The following is a 16,282-nucleotide window of genomic DNA, read 5'->3' on the forward strand; positions in this document are numbered from 1 at the left end:
ACCCTTTCCTCCTGTGGGAATATTCCATGTCGCAGACAGTCAGCCTGCGCTCTTTGCTTGATCAGTCTACTCCACAGCCCTTCACTTCATGGAACGATTGCAAAAATTTCTCGCCCAGGCAGGGGTAGCTTCCCGCCGGGGGGCCGAAAAACTGATCCTTCAGGGGCGCATCCGCGTGAACAACCGGGTTGTCACCGAAATGGGACAAAAAATCGATCCCGACAATGACACCGTCAGCTTTGACGGACGCCGGGTTACTCTGGAAAAAAAACTGTATCTGCTGCTCAATAAACCGGCAGGATACGTCACTACCCTTTCCGACCCCCAGGGGCGGCCGATTGTCACCGATCTGCTGCCGGAGATCTCAGCCCGTGTTTTTCCCATCGGCCGGCTTGACCTTGAAACCGAAGGCGCCCTCATACTGACCAATGACGGTCAGCTCGGTAACTATATCCTCCATCCCCGGTATGAGGTAAAAAAAACCTATGAGGCAACCGTACGGGGCATCCCTTCCCATGACAATATCACGCGCCTCAGCCGTGGTATTGTCATAGAGGGTCGTAAAACTTTTCCTGCCACCTTGCGATTTTTGGAAAAAAAACGGTCACAATCGAAAATAGAGATTATTATTCATGAAGGGAAGAAGCGGCAAGTCCGTAAAATGTTTCAGGCAATCGGACATCCTGTGATCCATCTGCGGCGAACGGCCTATGGAGGCCTTCAACTGGGGAGTCTTTCCATTGGAAAATATCGGACTTTAAGCCTAAAAGACCTAAAAAAAGTGTTTTCGGGAAAAATTCCCTTTACAATCAAAAACATACCTGCTTAAATTTTCTAAGCTTTACCATTGCAGCTCCTGTTTCACTGTATTCACCCAGCAGACATAAGAATACGATAGTCCCGGACAGATACCGATCGATGAAAAGGGGAGACAGATATGAATAAATCCGAACTGATTGAAGCGCTGGCAGAAGAGATGGATATTCCCATTCGCGAAGCTGCCTCCATTACCAACACCATCATAGAGACTATGAGTGATGCCCTTGCCAGGGGGGAATCCATTGAGATACGTGGATTTGGCAGTTTTGTGGTCAAAGAATATGAATCGTACGTTGGCAGGAATCCAAAGACAGGGGAAAAGATCAAGGTCTCTCCCAAAAAACTCCCCTTCTTCAAAGTAGGCAAAGATTTACGCGAGCAGGTCAATAAGCACAAAGGTTAACCTGCGGCAGTACATCTTCCCCTTTACTCGCTCATCGTCACCTCACCCACCAGGTCGTAGATGTGTGCCTCGCTTATAGCAACCTGGACAATATCACCAGCATTGACGTGACCGCTGGTGATATAGACACAGCCGTCAATATCAGGTGCCTGAAAACGGGAACGTCCTTCGAGCAGTAAATCGCTCTCACGACTGACGCCTTCAATCAGTACCGGTTCCACCCGACCGACAAAGCGTTGTTGTCGTTCCCTGCTGATCCCCGACTGCAAGTCCATCACCGCATCAAACCTTTCCTTTTTTATTTCCTCTGGAACTTTATCCTGCAATCTTGCGGCAACACTTCCTTCCTCATCCTGGTACTCAAACACCCCGACATGGTCCAGTTGCCACGTGGCAAGTGCATGGAGTAAAGTCTGCATATCCTCCTCGGTCTCTCCGGGAAATCCTACCATGATCGTCGTTCGCAACGCGCAATCAGGCAACAAGGTGCGTACCTGGTTTACCAGCCTGTCGAGGTCCTGCTTTCCGTATGGACGATTCATTCTGCGCAGCACCCGATCACTTACATGCTGCATCGGGATATCGAGGTAGGGGACGATACGCGGTTGTTCGGCCATCAGCTGCAGGAGCGCGTTGTCGATGCCGGAGGGGTAAAGGTAGAGCAGGCGAATCCATGGAACCGTCGTCTGAGCAAGCAGGGCCTCAAGGAGTGTCACCAGCCCGGTACGACCATCCTCGAAGTCCCGGCCATAGGCTGTCAGATCCTGGGCGATGAGGGTCAACTCCTTTACCCCTTGATCGGCCAGATGGACTGATTCAGCAACGAGATCATCGATGGTTCTGCTCCGTAAACCGCCGCGAATAGATGGGATCATACAGTAGGTGCAACGGTTGTCGCACCCTTCGGTGATTTTTACATATGCTCGAAAAAACGGCGTGGAGACTTTACGCGGCACCGTGGCGTCCATCAGGTAGGTGGACCGCTCACTGACAGCCATAGTCGTTGTACCCTGTGAATGGGCGGCAAGTCGCTGGACAATCTCGGGAAACTCATCAACGCCAAGAAATATATCGACCTCCGGCAATTCTTTGGCCAGCTCATCCCTGTAACGCTGAACCATGCAGCCGGTAACCACCAGCAACCGCTCAGGACGCGACTCTTTATATGCTGCCAGGTGAAGAATCTCATCCACAGCCTCCTCGACTGCCGGCTGGATGAATCCGCAGGTGTTGACCAGCAGCACTTCAGCTTCTTCCGGGGCCTCGACCACCTGGTATCCGCCTCCCTCGAGCAGAGCGAGCATGACCTCTGTGTCGATCAGGTTTTTCGGACATCCAAGGCTGACGATGTAAATGGATCTGTTTAACATGTAAATGCTCCTGAATGGGCTGCCTCGCACAAGACGGCCAGCAGACGTTGAGAGGTGGAACGAAACCCTTTGCGGTTATAATGGGGACGCCATGGGGTATGATACAGTTCATCGGAAACCAGCATCACCGCAGCCAGCTCTACGCCACGAAAGGCAGCGACCGCACTGAGGCCGGTATATTCCATATCCACTCCACAGACCCCCTCTTGCGCCACCTGCTCCATCTGGCAGTGGGTCTCGCGATAAACAGCGTCGGTGGACCAGACCAGGCCGCAATGCACTGCGGATTCGGTCTGCTGCTGCACGACTGTCTCTACCTGCTTGCGGAGCATGACAGGTGGAGCAAATCCTGTAGAGCCGGGATAGTGGGCACTTGTCCCTTCAGCGCTGATGCCTCCTTCAGGTATGAGGATATCGCCGACCTTGACGCGCCGGTCAACCGCTCCGCACCATCCGTAAACGATAATAATCCGGGCGCCGAGGGCAATGCATTTTTCCAGGCACATGGCGGCCATGGGCGCGCCAACGGCAGGCCCGGCAACAAAAAAACGGGAAGAGGCATACAGGGAGGAATGGAATAAGAATTGACGGCGCAGGTCATAGGCTGACGCAAGTGCGGTAAAGGAACCTGCATCCGATGGATTAACCGCAAGAATACCGACGGCAGGCAACAGCGGCTCACCCTTGCCCTGCACTGGATTGATAACGCATGTTTCCATAGTATTGCACAAAAAAAAAGCTGCGGCTTGGAGCCGCAGCTTTAGATAAGCGATTTCGCTTGATCTGTCTACTTACATACCAAGGGCAGCCTTGAATGGGTTAGCGTAGAGCAGGATAAACGCAATAACCAGACCATAAATCGCGATAGACTCACAGAGTGCCATACCAAGAATCATGGTGGTGGTAATCGCACCTTTTGCTTCGGGATTACGAGCAACACCGTCACACGCGCCGCGCAGACCATTACCCATACCAACACCTGCACCATGACCAGCCAGACCGATACTCAGGGCAGCACCTATACAAATCAAAGCGATTGCAATTTCCATTGTCTTACTCCTCCATTAGTTAAAAATATATATTGGCCTTCTTCGTTACTTAAACACAATTGTTCATTACTACGTTATACGATCAGTGTGCGTGTTCCATCGCTCCCGCGCAGTACAGGACCGCAAGAAGAACGAAAACCACTGCCTGAATAACACTCACCAGGACACCGAGACAGAGAATTGGCAGGGGGGCAAAAAAAGCACCAGCAAGCATAAACAGTACGGCGAGCAGTACTTCCTTTGCAAAAATGTTTCCGAAAAGACGCATGGAAAGTGATATCAGTCGAGCAAAGTTACTGATAACCTCCAGGAGAAACATGAAGGGCGCCAGCGCCTTGCTTGGCCCCATGAAATGTTTGTAGTAGCTGAGACCATGGGTCTTAAACCCGAGCACATGATGGGTAATCCAGACAATAATCGTCATTCCCAAGGTAATATTCAGGTTGGATGTCGGTGACATGAACCCTGGAATCAGCCCTATCATGTTCGCCAGGATAATATAGAAGAAAAAGGTCGCCATCATGGGGAACAACATTTTCGCCCCCTCTTCTCCCAGGTTTTCGGTAAAAAAGTCCATTAACCCGCCGATCATGACTTCCCAGAAATTCTGTCCGCTGCCCGGCACCATCTCCAGTTTGCCCATGGTCAGTTTCGGCACGATAATCAGAAATGCCATAACCAGCCAGGTATAGGTCATATAGGGGGTACAGAGCTGTTCCAGCAAGTTATGTCCGGTGACCGTATGTGGCACCGGAAGTCCAAGCTTTTCCAGAATAAGTGAAATAAATAATATTGGATGTTCCATAACCTACACGCTCCTCAAACTTTGCTCGGAATAAAAGTATTTACCTCTGCTCAGTACCGTCCCTATCACACTGAGCATAACTGTAGCCAGGCCGAGACTAAGGCCGATCATATTGATCGGCAGTCTGGCGACCAACAAGATCAACAATAAGCCCAACACAATCAGGCGGGCATAAAACTTGATGAAAAACCGTATCTTCTCTGTTCGTGAAACAGCTGCTGCATGGCTGCCGGCAACGCTTACTTTATCGAGTAGTTGCTCAAGATCCTTTTTCAGCAAAAGAAAACTGCTGTTCACCAGCACGCCGCCTATGCAAACGGAAACACCAAACTGTTTATCGATGAGCATCCAGCCGACAGTGGTCATCACTGCCAGCAAGAGCCAGGTACACCCGGTCACTGATCGAACCAGCCTTTTGCCGGGATCGACCTTTTGCTCTTTTCTTCTGTTCTTATTTACCATCCGATATCTTCCTGGTCAGTTGCCACAGACTCCTGAACCCGGCTGCAATACCAAACCCGAGAAAAACAAACGTTAAATAGGGAACCGTTTTTCCATCAAAAACCTTATTATCAAGAAACCAACCGATCCCAAAGCCTACCAGAATAGAGAAGACAAAGGTCATGCCAATTTGGCTGTACTCGGCAAGCTGCCTGAACATTTCTCTCCGATCATCAGACATTAACCGAAACACTCCCTTCTCGTAGAGGTTCAACATTTCGAGCTACTGGTATCATGCACAACAACCAAAGGCAAGATTTTTTTATTTAATTCATCAATTTTTTGAATGACGACTCAATCACATTCAATGCTTTTTCCAAATGAATACGCTCATGTGCCGCCGAAATAAACATCGCCTCAAACTGAGAAGGTGCCAGCCAGATTCCGCCTTCCAGCATATTTCTGTAGTGTTTTCCGTACATTTCAGTGTCTGCCCGCATGGCGGACTCAAAATCGATCACCGGAGTATCGGTAAAAAAGCAGGTCATCAGCGAACCGATTCGATTGAGTACGGTCGGTACCGGTGAGGCGTCGGCAATTTGTTGTAGCTGGGTTCCAAACCACTCAGCCTTTTCTTCCAGGTCCCGATAAAAATCAGGCGTCTGCAGCAGGCGCAGCATGGCCAGCCCCGCAGCCATTGCCAAAGGGTTGCCGGAAAGGGTGCCAGCCTGATATACAGGACCATCCGGAGCGATATTGTCCATTATCTCCGCCTTTCCACCATAGGCGCCGACCGGCAGTCCGCCACCGATAATTTTTCCTAAACAGGTAAGGTCCGGCACGATGTTAAAACGCTCCTGCGCCCCGCCCAGCGCCAACCTGAAACCAGTGATCACCTCATCAAAAATAAGGACAATACCCAGCTCCGCTGTCAGTTGGCGTAGCTTACGGACAAAATCCATATCCGGTACCACCACTCCCATATTGCCTGCCACCGGTTCAAGAATAACGCATGCAATATCGAGGCTCTGGTCGCGTAGAGTCTGTTCAAGCACCTCTTCATTATTATAAGGGATGGAGAGGGTATTTTTGACAATGTCGTCGGGGACACCAGGGCTGCCGGGAATACCGAGGGTTATGAGGCCAGATCCGGCTTTGACCAGAAAGGAGTCGGCATGTCCGTGATAACACCCGTCAAATTTGACCACCATATTTCTTCCTGTGTACCCGCGGGCGAGTCGCACGGCGCTCATGGTTGCCTCGGTCCCGGAATTAACGAAACGCACCTTTTCCATGGAAGGGACGCTCTTACAGACCAATTCCGCCAGCTCCACTTCAAGCGGAGTTGGCGCGCCAAAACTCGTCCCCTGCAACGCAGCATTTTGAACGGCTTTCACAACATCGGGGTGGGCATGACCGGCAATCATAGGCCCCCAGGAACCGACAAAATCTATAAAAGAATTGCCATCTACGTCAGTAACCGTACAACCGGATGCCTGCTTGATAAACAACGGATCACATCCCACGGATCTGCAGGCCCGTACAGGGGAATTCACCCCCCCGGGAATCACAGCTTGAGCATGAGCAAAAAGGGCTGCAGAGCGATCAGTATTCATAATAATATAACTCCAGATAAGATATCTTCAGGAAAGACAGTTATGCAAAAATAGACAACGACTATACCACCGTCGGTTTTACCATGTCAAAATGAAAAGGAAAACCACTATGACAACTTGACAGGATACCATTAATGCTAATTTTCTCTTGTCACGTTCATACGCTCAAGGTAAAATATCCATTTATGCTGCTAACTCACATAACCATTGAGAATTAAATATTTTACCCCAACTCTACCTCAATGGCTGCAACAAGGAGAAAACAAGATGGCAAGTGACAAGGTAATGCACGTATCTGACAGTGAATTCGACGCAAAAGTCATAGGCAATGAACTCCCTTGCCTGGTAGATTTTTGGGCCCCCTGGTGCGGTCCCTGCAAAGCCATAGGACCGGTAATCGATGACCTTGCCGACGAATTTGACGGTAAAGTACTTATCGCAAAAATGAATGTGGATGACAACCCTGCGACACCGGGTAAATTCGGCATTCGTGCCATCCCCACGCTCATCCTGTTCAAAGATGGTGAAGTTGTCGACCAGATCACCGGTGCAGTTGGAAAAAGTCAGCTGCAGGATCTGATGAACAAAGCCGTCTAGTCAATACACCCTGCAACGGTTCTCTGCTCATTCCGACAGAGAACCGTTTTTTCTTCCGTCCGTTTCCCAGCCCCGACGGATTGCTGGAGCACACTGCGGAAGAATCTTTCTTCCCGACCAAACAGCAGCTCATCATCGACCATTCCACCGTTTTCCTGCGCAAAGAACAGCTGGCAAGCACGAAACAGGAGGCACCATGAAACGAATCCGACACACCAGCACCGCTTTAGCCCCCCTGTTGCTGACGCTGCTGCTCTTGCTTTCAGGGTGCGCAACCTTTGAAGGAATGTTTGACAGCATTACCTTCGGAGAGCAGGAAGAAATAAAAGGTTCGCCGGAGGTCCTTATCGATGAGGGGATGGATGCGTATACCGTTGGTGATTATGAACGGGCGATTCGCGCCTTTGAACGCATCCTTGACGAATACCCTTTCAGCGAGCAGGCCATGCTGGCCGAACTCAAAGCTGCTGATGCCCACTATTACAATAAATCCTACCTGGAGGCTAAGCTCCTCTACCAGGAATTTGAAGAACGCCATCCGACCAACGAGGCCATTCCCTACGTCATTTTTCAGATCGGGATGTGTGACTTTACCCGGTCTGACAGAATTGACCGGGACATCAGTGGAGCGCAGGATGCCATTAAATCATTCTCCCGCCTTCTGCGAGCTTTTCCCAACTCGCCCTACAGCAAAGAGGCGAAAGCAAGGATTCAGGCTGCACGCGACTTTCTGGTCAACCACGAGTATTTTGTGGTTGTCTTTTATGTGAAAACCGAAAAATACACGCAGGCCATACATCGACTCAAATATCTGCTGGCCGTGTATCCCGACGCCACCATTGCCCCCAAGGCCCAGGCCCTGCTGGAACGACTGGAAGCCGGCGAGCCTCCGCGATGGGGATTAAACAGATGGATGCCGGATATTTCCATGCCTTCCTGGACCTTGTGGGAGGAAGACGAGAACCAAGAGCCCGCAGCTCCGCCCAAAGAAGAAGAATAAACACTGGCCATCCCGATCTCCTTGGTCCAGGCAGTTGAACGACGATCAACTGCGGGCATCCAGGAGGCAAATCACCCCACGAGTTGAGCCACTTGTTCCACCAGTGAAGCGATATCCTTCCCGGTATCAAGCACGAACAGCCCCTCGCCAGTTCCCTTTTCCGGAGCAGCAAAGGTACTGAGTTGATGCAGGTATATCTCCCAGCGCCCATCTGATACAGCCTGACTATCCTGCGCCCGTTCCTCAAGCCGCCGCCGAATTTCTGCCCGTGAACAGTGGCAATAAATAAAGCAGGCAACAGCATTACACCTTTGGGCAACCTCCTGCACAGCCGCCCTCTCCTCCTCCCGGCTATAGGATCCATCAAGGATAACCGTTTGGCACCCTCTGGAGAAATCGACGACCGCCATGTCCAGCATCCGGGCGTAGGTTTTTTCGGTCAAGGCAGCACTATAAATCCCCTGGCCCACCGGATCAGGTCGGGAATCAGTTGGGGCGAGTCCGGCCAGCTGCTTGCGGACCCTGTCGGTATTGTAGTATGGAAGGTTTTTACGTGTCGCATACGCGCCGGCCAGGGTGGATTTTCCGGAGGCGGTCATGCCAAAAAAAACAACGAGATGTCTGGCCATCAGCTATTCCTCAAGCCCTGCTCTGCAGAGTTTATTGTTTGCCCGCTGCATACCGGTGGGCAAGAGCAAAGTAACGGGCCGCACTTTCACGATTGGCCTGGCGGACGCTATCCTCGACGCCTGAATCTGCAGCGGTAAAAAGACCTATCTTTCCTCGGACATAGGCACGATAGGCTTTATAAAAATCCAACATCTCTACCAGGCCCGGATCCTTCGCCGCCTGACAAAAACGCTCGATGAAAAGCTGAGAGTAGTTTTCAAGGCCGTGATAATCAAGATCCATTGCCAAAAAAGCGACATCGCAGGCAACATCATGGAAGCGAAAACGTTCGTTGAATTCAATACAGTCGTAAATGTAGGCATGTCCCTGACTCAGACAGATGTTCACCGAGTGCAGGTCACCATGGCAATCACGAATATGGTTGCCGGCTATGCGGCGGTCAAACAATTCGGCGTCGGCCAGTACGGATGTGGAATAGGCACGGATATCTTCAAACTGTTGTGCTGACAGTTCACCCTGTCCTACAAAAGAACGTGTCTGCTCAAAATTCTCCAGCACATTGACCCCTACGGCCTCAGCGGTGCCGAAACGATTGATTTCTTCACCGGTGGCTGCCTGGTGGTAAAAAGGAACCAGCGTGTCGACAATGGTTTCCAGATGATGTTCTCGCAGTTGGCCATTGGCAATGAGGTTTGGCATCATGTGCTCTTCCGGCATGCGTACCATCTTCACTCCATATTCCACGACCTCGCCGGAACCATTCAGAGCAAAGGCACCGTGATCACGGGTAAGCTCTACCACCTCCAGATATATTTCAGGACAGAGCCGCCGGTTCAGGGTAAGTTCCTGGTGACAGTAATGCCGTCGTTTTTGCAGATCTGAAAAGTCTAAGAAGCCAAAATCAACCGGCTTTTTAAACTTATACACAAAGTCTCCCGCCACCAGGACATAGGATATGTGGGTTTGGATAAGCTCCACCCCTTCAGTCGAATGCGGATACAGTTTCGGCTGAAGAAGAGCCTGAATAAAATCGGGGAGTGGTTGGTGTGTCATTGCATTGTGCCTCAATCAGTATATGGTATGGTAATGAAGTTGTTGTAAAAAAAATCACTCTACCAAAACAGTGTGGATGCGTAAACAGCGGTTTCTGCCACTACTGGATGGCGTCCACACCAGGACTCCGGTTTCTCCACCTTCATGAACGAACAATATCTTTTCTCCCTCCTTGAGCAGTTGCAGCAGGGAAAGCTTGACGTCCCGGATATCATGGATCAACTGCGCCTGCTTCCCGGAGAAGCATTCTCCGATGTACAGCTCGATCACCATCGTGCCCTTCGCACAGGGATCCCCGAAGTCATCTTCGGGGAAAGGAAGAGCAAAGAGCAGCTGGTTGCCATCATCGAAAGAATGCTGTCCACCCCATCGGTTGTACTCGGAACAAGGGTTTCAGCACCGAAGGCTGCTTTTGTCTGTGAGCGTATTGCCGACATCACCTATCACCCCACGGCCAGGATGCTCACCGGCAACCGGCAACACATCCCCCGCAACCGTTCCAGGGGAACGGTCATCATCACTACTGCCGGCTCATCTGATATGCCGGTGGCAGAGGAAGCCAGATTGACGCTGGAACATTTTGGTCACCCGGTAGAAACTATTTATGATGCCGGGGTGGCCGGCATCCATCGGATCCTGAGCAAAAGAGACATGCTCCAGCGGGCAACCGTCGTTATTGTTATTGCCGGCATGGAAGGGGCGCTACCGTCGGTAGTCGCCGGCATGACCGGTGCTCCGGTAATCGGTGTCCCGACAAGTGTTGGTTACGGCACAGGTGCCGGTGGATACGCGGCGCTGCTGGGGATGCTCAACAGCTGCTCTCCCGGACTGGCGGTGGTGAATATCGACAACGGGTTTGGCGCAGCCTGCATGGCTGACGCCATCAACCGCAAAAAAAATATCGATTAACTCCGTTCCCTCCCGTAAAAACGCCATCTGCCCATTGCAGTCTGCTCGCTATCATCGTATAATCGTTTCTTTTTGCATATATACATTTAACCTTTCCTTATTCTCCTAACAGGCATACTTTCAATGAACACCTCCCTGAAGATGAAGATCGGGCTGCTCCTTGTCCTGGTGCTCTTTTCCTGCATGACCCTGGCGCCGTCCTTTTATCCCAATGCCCCTCAATGGTTGAAAAAATACTTCGCCCCGGAAGGCCTTAAACTTGGGCTTGACCTTCAGGGCGGCATGCACCTTGTTCTTCAGGTCGACCTGGAAAAGGCCATTGAGAACTCGCTCGACCTGGCGGCCGCTGACCTCAAAGACGGTTTGGCGGAACAACAGATCACAGCGGTGCGGATGCGTTCGGACGACCTTTCCCGAGTGGTGTTTACCTTGCCCAACACAGGAGCAGTCGATACCGTTCGCCAAACCCTTGCCGATGATTTCCCCAACCTGGACGTCCAGGTCGATGCTGAAGACGGTAGCTTCCCCCGCATCACCCTCCAGTTAAAGCCGGAAGAAATAGACTTTATCCGAAAAAATGCGGTGAACCAGTCGCTGGAAATCATCAGAAACCGTATTGATCAGTTCGGTGTGGCAGAACCGGTTATCCTCCGCCAGGGGGAAAACGAAATCGTCGTGCAGCTCCCTGGAGTGAAAGATCCTGACCGGGCCATGGACCTGATCGGCCAAACAGCTCAGCTCGAATTCAAGCTTGTCGCCGAAACACAGGGACTCAACCTAGGCAACCTCCTGGCCGATGCCCAGGCCGCGGGACAATGGCAGGTCGGTGAAAGCCGGAAAAAACTCAATCTTGCCCTTCAGGGACGGCTCCCTCAAGGAACAGAGGTCTACTTTGAGCGAGTGATCGATAAGCAGACCATGGCCGAGTCCCTGGTGCCCATTCTCCTGGAAAGCCAGGTATTGATGACCGGTGAGATGGTGAAAAATGCCCAGGTACGTATCGGCGGCAGCTTCAATGAACCCTACGTCAGCCTGGACCTGACCGGTCGGGGCGGCAAGGTCTTTGCCCATGTTACTGAAAAAAATGTGAACCGAAGGCTGGCGATAGTGCTCGACGAGGTGGTCCGGTCCGCCCCGGTCATTCGCGAACGCATCTTAGGCGGCAGTGCCCAGATATCCGGCAGCTTCACTCATGAAGAGGCCACTGACCTGGCGATTGTGCTCCGTGTCGGCGCCCTGCCGGCACCGGTTGAGATCATTCAGAACCTGACGGTCGGGGCAAGCCTTGGCCAGGATTCCATTAACAAAGGCTTGAACTCAGGTCTGTTCGGCGCCCTGTTGGTGCTCCTCTTCATGGTCGTCTATTACCGTCTGTCAGGTATTATCGCCAATTTTGCCCTCATGCTCAACATCCTGTTTCTTTTTGTCGGGCTGGCCATGCTGGGCGCCACCCTCACCCTTCCCGGTATTGCCGGTATTATTCTCTCCATCGGTATGGCGGTGGATGCCAATGTCCTCATCTTTGAGCGAATGCGGGAAGAGTTCGCTCTGGGCAGAACGATAAAATCAGGCGTTGACTCAGGCTTCAGCAAGGCATTCTGGAGTATTGTCGACTCGCAGGTGACCACCCTGATTACCGCCCTGGCCTTGTTTCTGTTTGGAACCGGCCCGATCAAAGGATTCGCGGTCACCCTTTCCCTTGGAATTATCTTCAACCTGTTTGCCGTCCTTTTTTGCACCAGGCTCGTCTATGACAGCCTCTATTCAACCCGGATGTTGAAGCGGCTGTCGTTCATGCAGCTGATACGCAATCCCCGTTTTAATTTTATGAAAGCCCGCCGGATCGCCTTTGCTTTCTCGGCAGTCATGGTCCTCGTCGGCATCGTCGCCTTTGTCCAGATTCTGCGTGGCCAGGCCAACCTTGGGGTTGATTTTTCCGGTGGCACACTCCTCCAATACAAGGCAGCTAAACCATTCAGCCTGGAGGAAGTCCGCACAGCGCTCAACGAAAACGGTTACCCGGATATTGACCTCCAGGAGGTTACGGGTGAAGATCGCCTGATCGTGAAGATGAAAAAGTCTGAAGAGACAGTCGGCCATCACGGTGATGAAATCACCACCATCCTCCGCGATGCACAGGCTGATCATGAGTTCCAGCTTGAGAGTCAATCCGAGATCGGCTCGTCCATCTCCGAGGTACTCCGCAACAAGGCGATTCAGGCCATCGCCATCTCTCTTGCTGGCGTGCTGTTTTACCTCGCCCTGCGGTTTGATTTCACCTTTGGCTTGGCTGCAGCGGCGGCAACCTTTCATGACGTCATGGTCGTGCTTGGCATCTGCTGGATCATGAACATGGAAATTACCCTGCTGGTAGTTACCGCCCTGCTGACACTCGCAGGCTATTCGCTCAATGACTCAGTGGTCGTATTTGACCGTATTCGGGAAAATATGAATAAAGAGGAAGACATCGGTTTCTTTGAGGTGATCAATAACAGCATCAACCAGGTTCTTGGCAGGTCGGCTGTCACCTCGCTCACGACTGCCTTGGTCCTGCTTTCGCTGTTTATCCTGGGCGGCTCCACCATTCATGATTTTTCTCTGACACTCCTGGTTGGTGTTCTGGTCGGAACCTATTCCTCCATTTTCATTGCCAGTCCCCTGCTCACCATTAAATCGAGGTAATACGACCGTGAGTGATACGCTGCCCAAACATTTTCACCGGCTCCTTCCAGAAGAGAAGTTCTGCTTTGCCTGCCATCCCGGCGTTCCCTGTTTCACAGAATGCTGCAGGGAACTGGACCTTGCCCTTACGCCCTACGATGTCCTACGCCTGAAAAATCGGCTCAAACTCCATTCAGGCCGATTTCTCGAGCAGTACGTCATTATTGAATGGGATGAGCAACATCCCTTTCCGGTCTGCTACCTCACCATGGTCGACGACGGTAAGGCCAGTTGCGTGTTTGTTGACCAGAACGGATGCAGTGTCTATGCTGATCGACCGGGGAGTTGCAGGGCCTATCCGGTTGGCCGCGGCACCATTCGCACCGGCGATGGAACCGTGGAAGAGACCTTTGTGCTTCTTCGTGAGGAACATTGCAAAGGGTTCTCCGAAGCGCAGGAACAGGTTGCCTCAACCTATTTTGACGATCAGGAGCTGGCGGAATACAACCGGTTCAACGATGCTCTGCTCCCGCTCTACCAGCACCCACGTATTCAGCAGGGCTACCGGCCGACCAGGGAACAACTCGACCAGTATATTCTGGCCCTGTATAATCTTGATATGTTCAGGCAGGAAATGGCTGATGGGAGAATTGCCATGCGCCGGCCTCTGAAGCCTCGCGAACTCCAGGGATTGGCCGGTGACGACGAACAATTGCTCCTGCTTGGCATAGCCTGGCTCATGCAGGAATTTTTCAACGAATAGAAATGGTTACGACCGTCGCTTCTCAAGCGTCTTTATGCCTTTTTCCACTGATCTCCTGATCGAACAGATTCATCGCATCAGTCATCGGTACAGCCTCCAGGAGGGTGGGTCCCACGGCCCTGACCATAGTGAACGGGTGTACTACATGGCGCTGGCCATCGGAACGCACATGCAGGCCGACCTGTTTGTGCTTAAGGCAGCGGCCCTGCTGCATGATATCGGCCGAAGGGCAGAAAGCGAAAGCAGAGGTGCGGTGTGTCATGCGCAGCACAGTGCCGAGTTAGCCCGAGCGGCACTGCAGGAACTGCAGCTCAGCGAAGAAACAATAGAACAAATCTGTCACTGCATCCGCAGCCACAGATTTCGCAAAGGAGAAGCGCCCGAAACCTTGGAGGCCAGGATTCTTTTTGATGCCGACAAGCTTGATTCCATCGGCGCCATAGGTATCGGACGCGCATACCTCTTCGCCGGTCAGATTGGTGCACGTCTGCACAATCCTGATAAAAATCCAGCGGATACGGCTTCCTATTCAATCGAAGATACGGCGTACAGAGAGTTCCAGGTAAAAATGTCAAAGGTGAAAAATCAGATGCTCACCCCGCTCGGCAAACGGATTGCCAGGCGGCGCCATGCCTTTATGGAAACTTTTTTTGATGAACTTAACCGCGAAATCTACGCCGTGGCCGACGGCCTCGACAGCGAGGATGAGGGGTAATATGCTGAAGTTGGTTGTTTTTGATTGCGATGGTGTCATGTTCAGTAGCCTGGAAACCAACAGGGTCTACTACAATCACCTGCTGGAGGCTTTTCACTGTCCGCCAATGGATCAGGCAGAGCTGGAATACGTTCACATTCACAATGTGGCCCGATCAATAGGACACATATTTCGCAATCATCCGCAGGTCAAGATAGAGGACGTCCGCGCCTATGCCCAGGCCCTGGACTACCAGCCGTTTCTTCAGCATATGATCATGGAGCCCGACCTGCCTGCATTTCTTGAATCGATCAAACCGCACTATCACACTGCCATCTCAACCAACCGAACCAATACTATGGATATGATCCTCGACAGCTTTCAGTTGCGATCCTGGTTTGACATGGTGGTCACGGCCAGTGATGTTGATCGTCCAAAACCGGCACCTGACGGCCTGCTGATGATCCTTGAACGTTTTGGTGTCCAACCGGACGAAGTAATCTATATCGGGGATTCCACCGTTGACCGCGATCACTGCGCCAGCGTGGGGGTCGACCTTGTGGCCTTCAAGAACCCGGCGCTTGAAGCCAAATACCACGTCAACAACTTTACCACCATTGCCCAGCTCCCCCCTTTTCAGCACCGTTGACCACTGCCGATGCCTGCCCCCAGGGGGCTAGCCTTCCTCGTCAACCCGCTTCAGACCCTCCATCAGGATCATCATAAAGTCACCAATCTCCCTGGCCTGCATAAGCGAATCCGGCAGGCCAGGATAAAAATGGAAATTTCCCTGCCTTTCCGCCAGAATGGCGTAAACCGCCTCATGATTATCAAGATCATGATATCGCGCGGCAAGCAAGCCGCCCTCACGAAACGTTACCCGTGCATCGCCCTCTGCCAGCTCCATTATCAACCTGCCGGTTTTCTGGTGCATATGAAAAACCTGCAGCAATTCTGCCGGCAAGATTTCATCGATACTCCCGCTCATGGCAGCAATTTGCTGATTATTGGTCTCCGGCGTTTGCTTCGCCGCAGGGGGGAGCAGGTCAGTCAGTTGAAATTTAATGAGTCCTGTGCATCCGCCACAGGGAAAAACAGTTTCGCGGTAGTCTGCAAAGCCAGATGATCTGTGGGGTAACAGGGTGACAAGCAGGCCTGTCAGTTCACGGATTAAGATGATGCAGGAAGGACGCTCCGGAACAAATTCCACCGCCTGGCTTGAGAGCTCAAAACCATTTCCCTTGCTGTAGAACGGACAGTTGCGCTCTTCAGTTATAATGAATTGTGCACAGAATTCAGACATGCTCTCTCGTTACATTTTGCTTGGTTGATAACCTATTGTACACGCAAAATAACTACACTCAACTAGAAGTTATGACAATAGAAGATCTTGCCCCGGCATTTTTACTGGCCTCTACCAATGGAGCTTGTTTCGACTCTGTAAATAATATACTATAGAACATGGTGCGGCC

At 51.7% G+C, this 16,282-nt stretch carries 20 protein-coding genes; 9 read left to right on the forward strand and 11 right to left on the reverse strand.

The features are described 5' to 3' along the window. The first annotated feature begins 88 nt into the window (after nt 1-88). Together ACZ52Z_RS11190 and ACZ52Z_RS11195 are read left to right on the forward strand one after the other, a co-directional pair. The gene (locus ACZ52Z_RS11190) at nt 89-829 is read left to right on the forward strand and encodes a pseudouridine synthase (RefSeq protein WP_464266872.1); all 741 of its coding nucleotides are present in this window, start codon (nt 89-91) and stop codon (nt 827-829) included. Nucleotides 830-937: 108 nt separating this feature from the next. Continuing rightward, nucleotides 938-1,222, forward strand: coding sequence for an HU family DNA-binding protein (locus tag ACZ52Z_RS11195; protein ID WP_464266873.1), 285 nt, complete (start codon nt 938-940; stop codon nt 1,220-1,222). A 23-nt stretch (nt 1,223-1,245) separates the two neighbouring features. Here ACZ52Z_RS11195 and rimO read toward each other — a convergent pair whose 3' ends face one another. The 7 genes from rimO to hemL form a co-directional block, all read right to left on the reverse strand. Continuing rightward, nucleotides 1,246-2,592 (reverse strand): 30S ribosomal protein S12 methylthiotransferase RimO, encoded by a 1,347-nt coding sequence (rimO, locus tag ACZ52Z_RS11200; protein ID WP_464266874.1) that lies wholly within the window; start codon nt 2,590-2,592, stop codon nt 1,246-1,248. Further along, a complete protein-coding gene (locus ACZ52Z_RS11205; protein WP_464266875.1) occupies nt 2,586-3,311 on the reverse strand; it encodes a nucleoside phosphorylase in 726 nt (241 codons plus the stop codon). The genes rimO and ACZ52Z_RS11205 overlap by 7 nt, the downstream gene beginning before the upstream one ends. Nucleotides 3,312-3,383: 72 nt before the next feature. Continuing rightward, nucleotides 3,384-3,641: an ATP synthase F0 subunit C gene (atpE, locus tag ACZ52Z_RS11210; RefSeq protein WP_464266876.1), complete on the reverse strand. Its 258-nt coding sequence runs from the start codon at nt 3,639-3,641 to the stop codon at nt 3,384-3,386. 82 nt (nt 3,642-3,723) lie between these two features. Then, nucleotides 3,724-4,446, reverse strand: a complete 723-nt coding sequence (atpB, locus tag ACZ52Z_RS11215; RefSeq protein ID WP_464266877.1) for a F0F1 ATP synthase subunit A — start codon at nt 4,444-4,446, stop codon at nt 3,724-3,726. 3 nt (nt 4,447-4,449) lie between these two features. Beyond that, complete coding sequence (locus ACZ52Z_RS11220) at nt 4,450-4,908, reverse strand: ATP synthase subunit I (protein WP_464266878.1); 459 nt, start codon at nt 4,906-4,908, stop codon at nt 4,450-4,452. After that, nucleotides 4,898-5,164, reverse strand: a complete 267-nt coding sequence (locus tag ACZ52Z_RS11225; RefSeq protein WP_464266879.1) for an AtpZ/AtpI family protein — start codon at nt 5,162-5,164, stop codon at nt 4,898-4,900. The genes ACZ52Z_RS11220 and ACZ52Z_RS11225 overlap by 11 nt, the downstream gene beginning before the upstream one ends. 49 nt (nt 5,165-5,213) lie before the next feature. Beyond that, a complete protein-coding gene (hemL, locus tag ACZ52Z_RS11230; protein WP_464266880.1) occupies nt 5,214-6,503 on the reverse strand; it encodes a glutamate-1-semialdehyde 2,1-aminomutase in 1,290 nt (429 codons plus the stop codon). A 267-nt stretch (nt 6,504-6,770) separates the two neighbouring features. Between hemL and trxA the strand changes: the two genes are divergently transcribed. Next, the gene (gene trxA, locus ACZ52Z_RS11235) at nt 6,771-7,100 is read left to right on the forward strand and encodes a thioredoxin (protein ID WP_464266881.1); all 330 of its coding nucleotides are present in this window, start codon (nt 6,771-6,773) and stop codon (nt 7,098-7,100) included. Here trxA and ACZ52Z_RS11240 read toward each other — a convergent pair. After that, entirely contained in the window at nt 7,097-7,243 is a 147-nt protein-coding gene (locus ACZ52Z_RS11240) for a hypothetical protein (protein ID WP_464266882.1), read from the reverse strand. The genes trxA and ACZ52Z_RS11240 overlap by 4 nt on opposite strands. A 53-nt stretch (nt 7,244-7,296) precedes the next feature. Here ACZ52Z_RS11240 and ACZ52Z_RS11245 point away from each other — a divergent pair, with 53 nt between their 5' ends. Then, on the forward strand, nt 7,297-8,100 hold the full coding sequence (locus ACZ52Z_RS11245; protein ID WP_464266883.1) for an outer membrane protein assembly factor BamD: 804 nt from the start codon (nt 7,297-7,299) through the stop codon (nt 8,098-8,100). Nucleotides 8,101-8,171: 71 nt separating this feature from the next. On the opposite strand, the gene ACZ52Z_RS11250 is transcribed toward ACZ52Z_RS11245, so the two are convergent. Together ACZ52Z_RS11250 and ACZ52Z_RS11255 are read right to left on the reverse strand one after the other, a co-directional pair. Next, nucleotides 8,172-8,729: a P-loop nucleotide/nucleoside kinase family protein gene (locus tag ACZ52Z_RS11250; RefSeq protein WP_464266884.1), complete on the reverse strand. Its 558-nt coding sequence runs from the start codon at nt 8,727-8,729 to the stop codon at nt 8,172-8,174. 31 nt (nt 8,730-8,760) lie between these two features. Further along, complete coding sequence (locus ACZ52Z_RS11255; protein ID WP_464266885.1) at nt 8,761-9,783, reverse strand: hypothetical protein; 1,023 nt, start codon at nt 9,781-9,783, stop codon at nt 8,761-8,763. 144 nt (nt 9,784-9,927) lie between these two features. Here ACZ52Z_RS11255 and larB point away from each other — a divergent pair, with 144 nt between their 5' ends. The 5 genes from larB (at nt 9,928) to ACZ52Z_RS11280 (ending at nt 15,459) form a co-directional block, all read left to right on the forward strand. Further along, entirely contained in the window at nt 9,928-10,692 is a 765-nt protein-coding gene (gene larB, locus ACZ52Z_RS11260; RefSeq protein ID WP_464266886.1) for a nickel pincer cofactor biosynthesis protein LarB, read from the forward strand. A gap of 123 nt (nt 10,693-10,815) precedes the next feature. After that, nucleotides 10,816-13,374 (forward strand): protein translocase subunit SecD, encoded by a 2,559-nt coding sequence (gene secD, locus ACZ52Z_RS11265; protein ID WP_464266887.1) that lies wholly within the window; start codon nt 10,816-10,818, stop codon nt 13,372-13,374. 7 nt (nt 13,375-13,381) lie between these two features. Next, nucleotides 13,382-14,116 carry a YkgJ family cysteine cluster protein gene (locus ACZ52Z_RS11270; RefSeq protein ID WP_464266888.1) on the forward strand — a complete coding sequence of 245 codons (735 nt, stop codon included), beginning with the start codon at nt 13,382-13,384 and terminating at the stop codon, nt 14,114-14,116. Between the two features lie 34 nt (nt 14,117-14,150). Then, complete coding sequence (locus ACZ52Z_RS11275; protein ID WP_464266889.1) at nt 14,151-14,831, forward strand: HD domain-containing protein; 681 nt, start codon at nt 14,151-14,153, stop codon at nt 14,829-14,831. 1 nt (nt 14,832) lies between these two features. Continuing rightward, the gene (locus ACZ52Z_RS11280) at nt 14,833-15,459 is read left to right on the forward strand and encodes an HAD family hydrolase (protein ID WP_464266890.1); all 627 of its coding nucleotides are present in this window, start codon (nt 14,833-14,835) and stop codon (nt 15,457-15,459) included. A gap of 27 nt (nt 15,460-15,486) precedes the next feature. On the opposite strand, the gene ACZ52Z_RS11285 is transcribed toward ACZ52Z_RS11280, so the two are convergent. Next, nucleotides 15,487-16,113 carry a DUF4388 domain-containing protein gene (locus ACZ52Z_RS11285; RefSeq protein WP_464266891.1) on the reverse strand — a complete coding sequence of 209 codons (627 nt, stop codon included), beginning with the start codon at nt 16,111-16,113 and terminating at the stop codon, nt 15,487-15,489. Nucleotides 16,114-16,282 lie beyond the last annotated feature (169 nt).

Source organism: Desulfogranum aggregans (assembly GCF_055398265.1).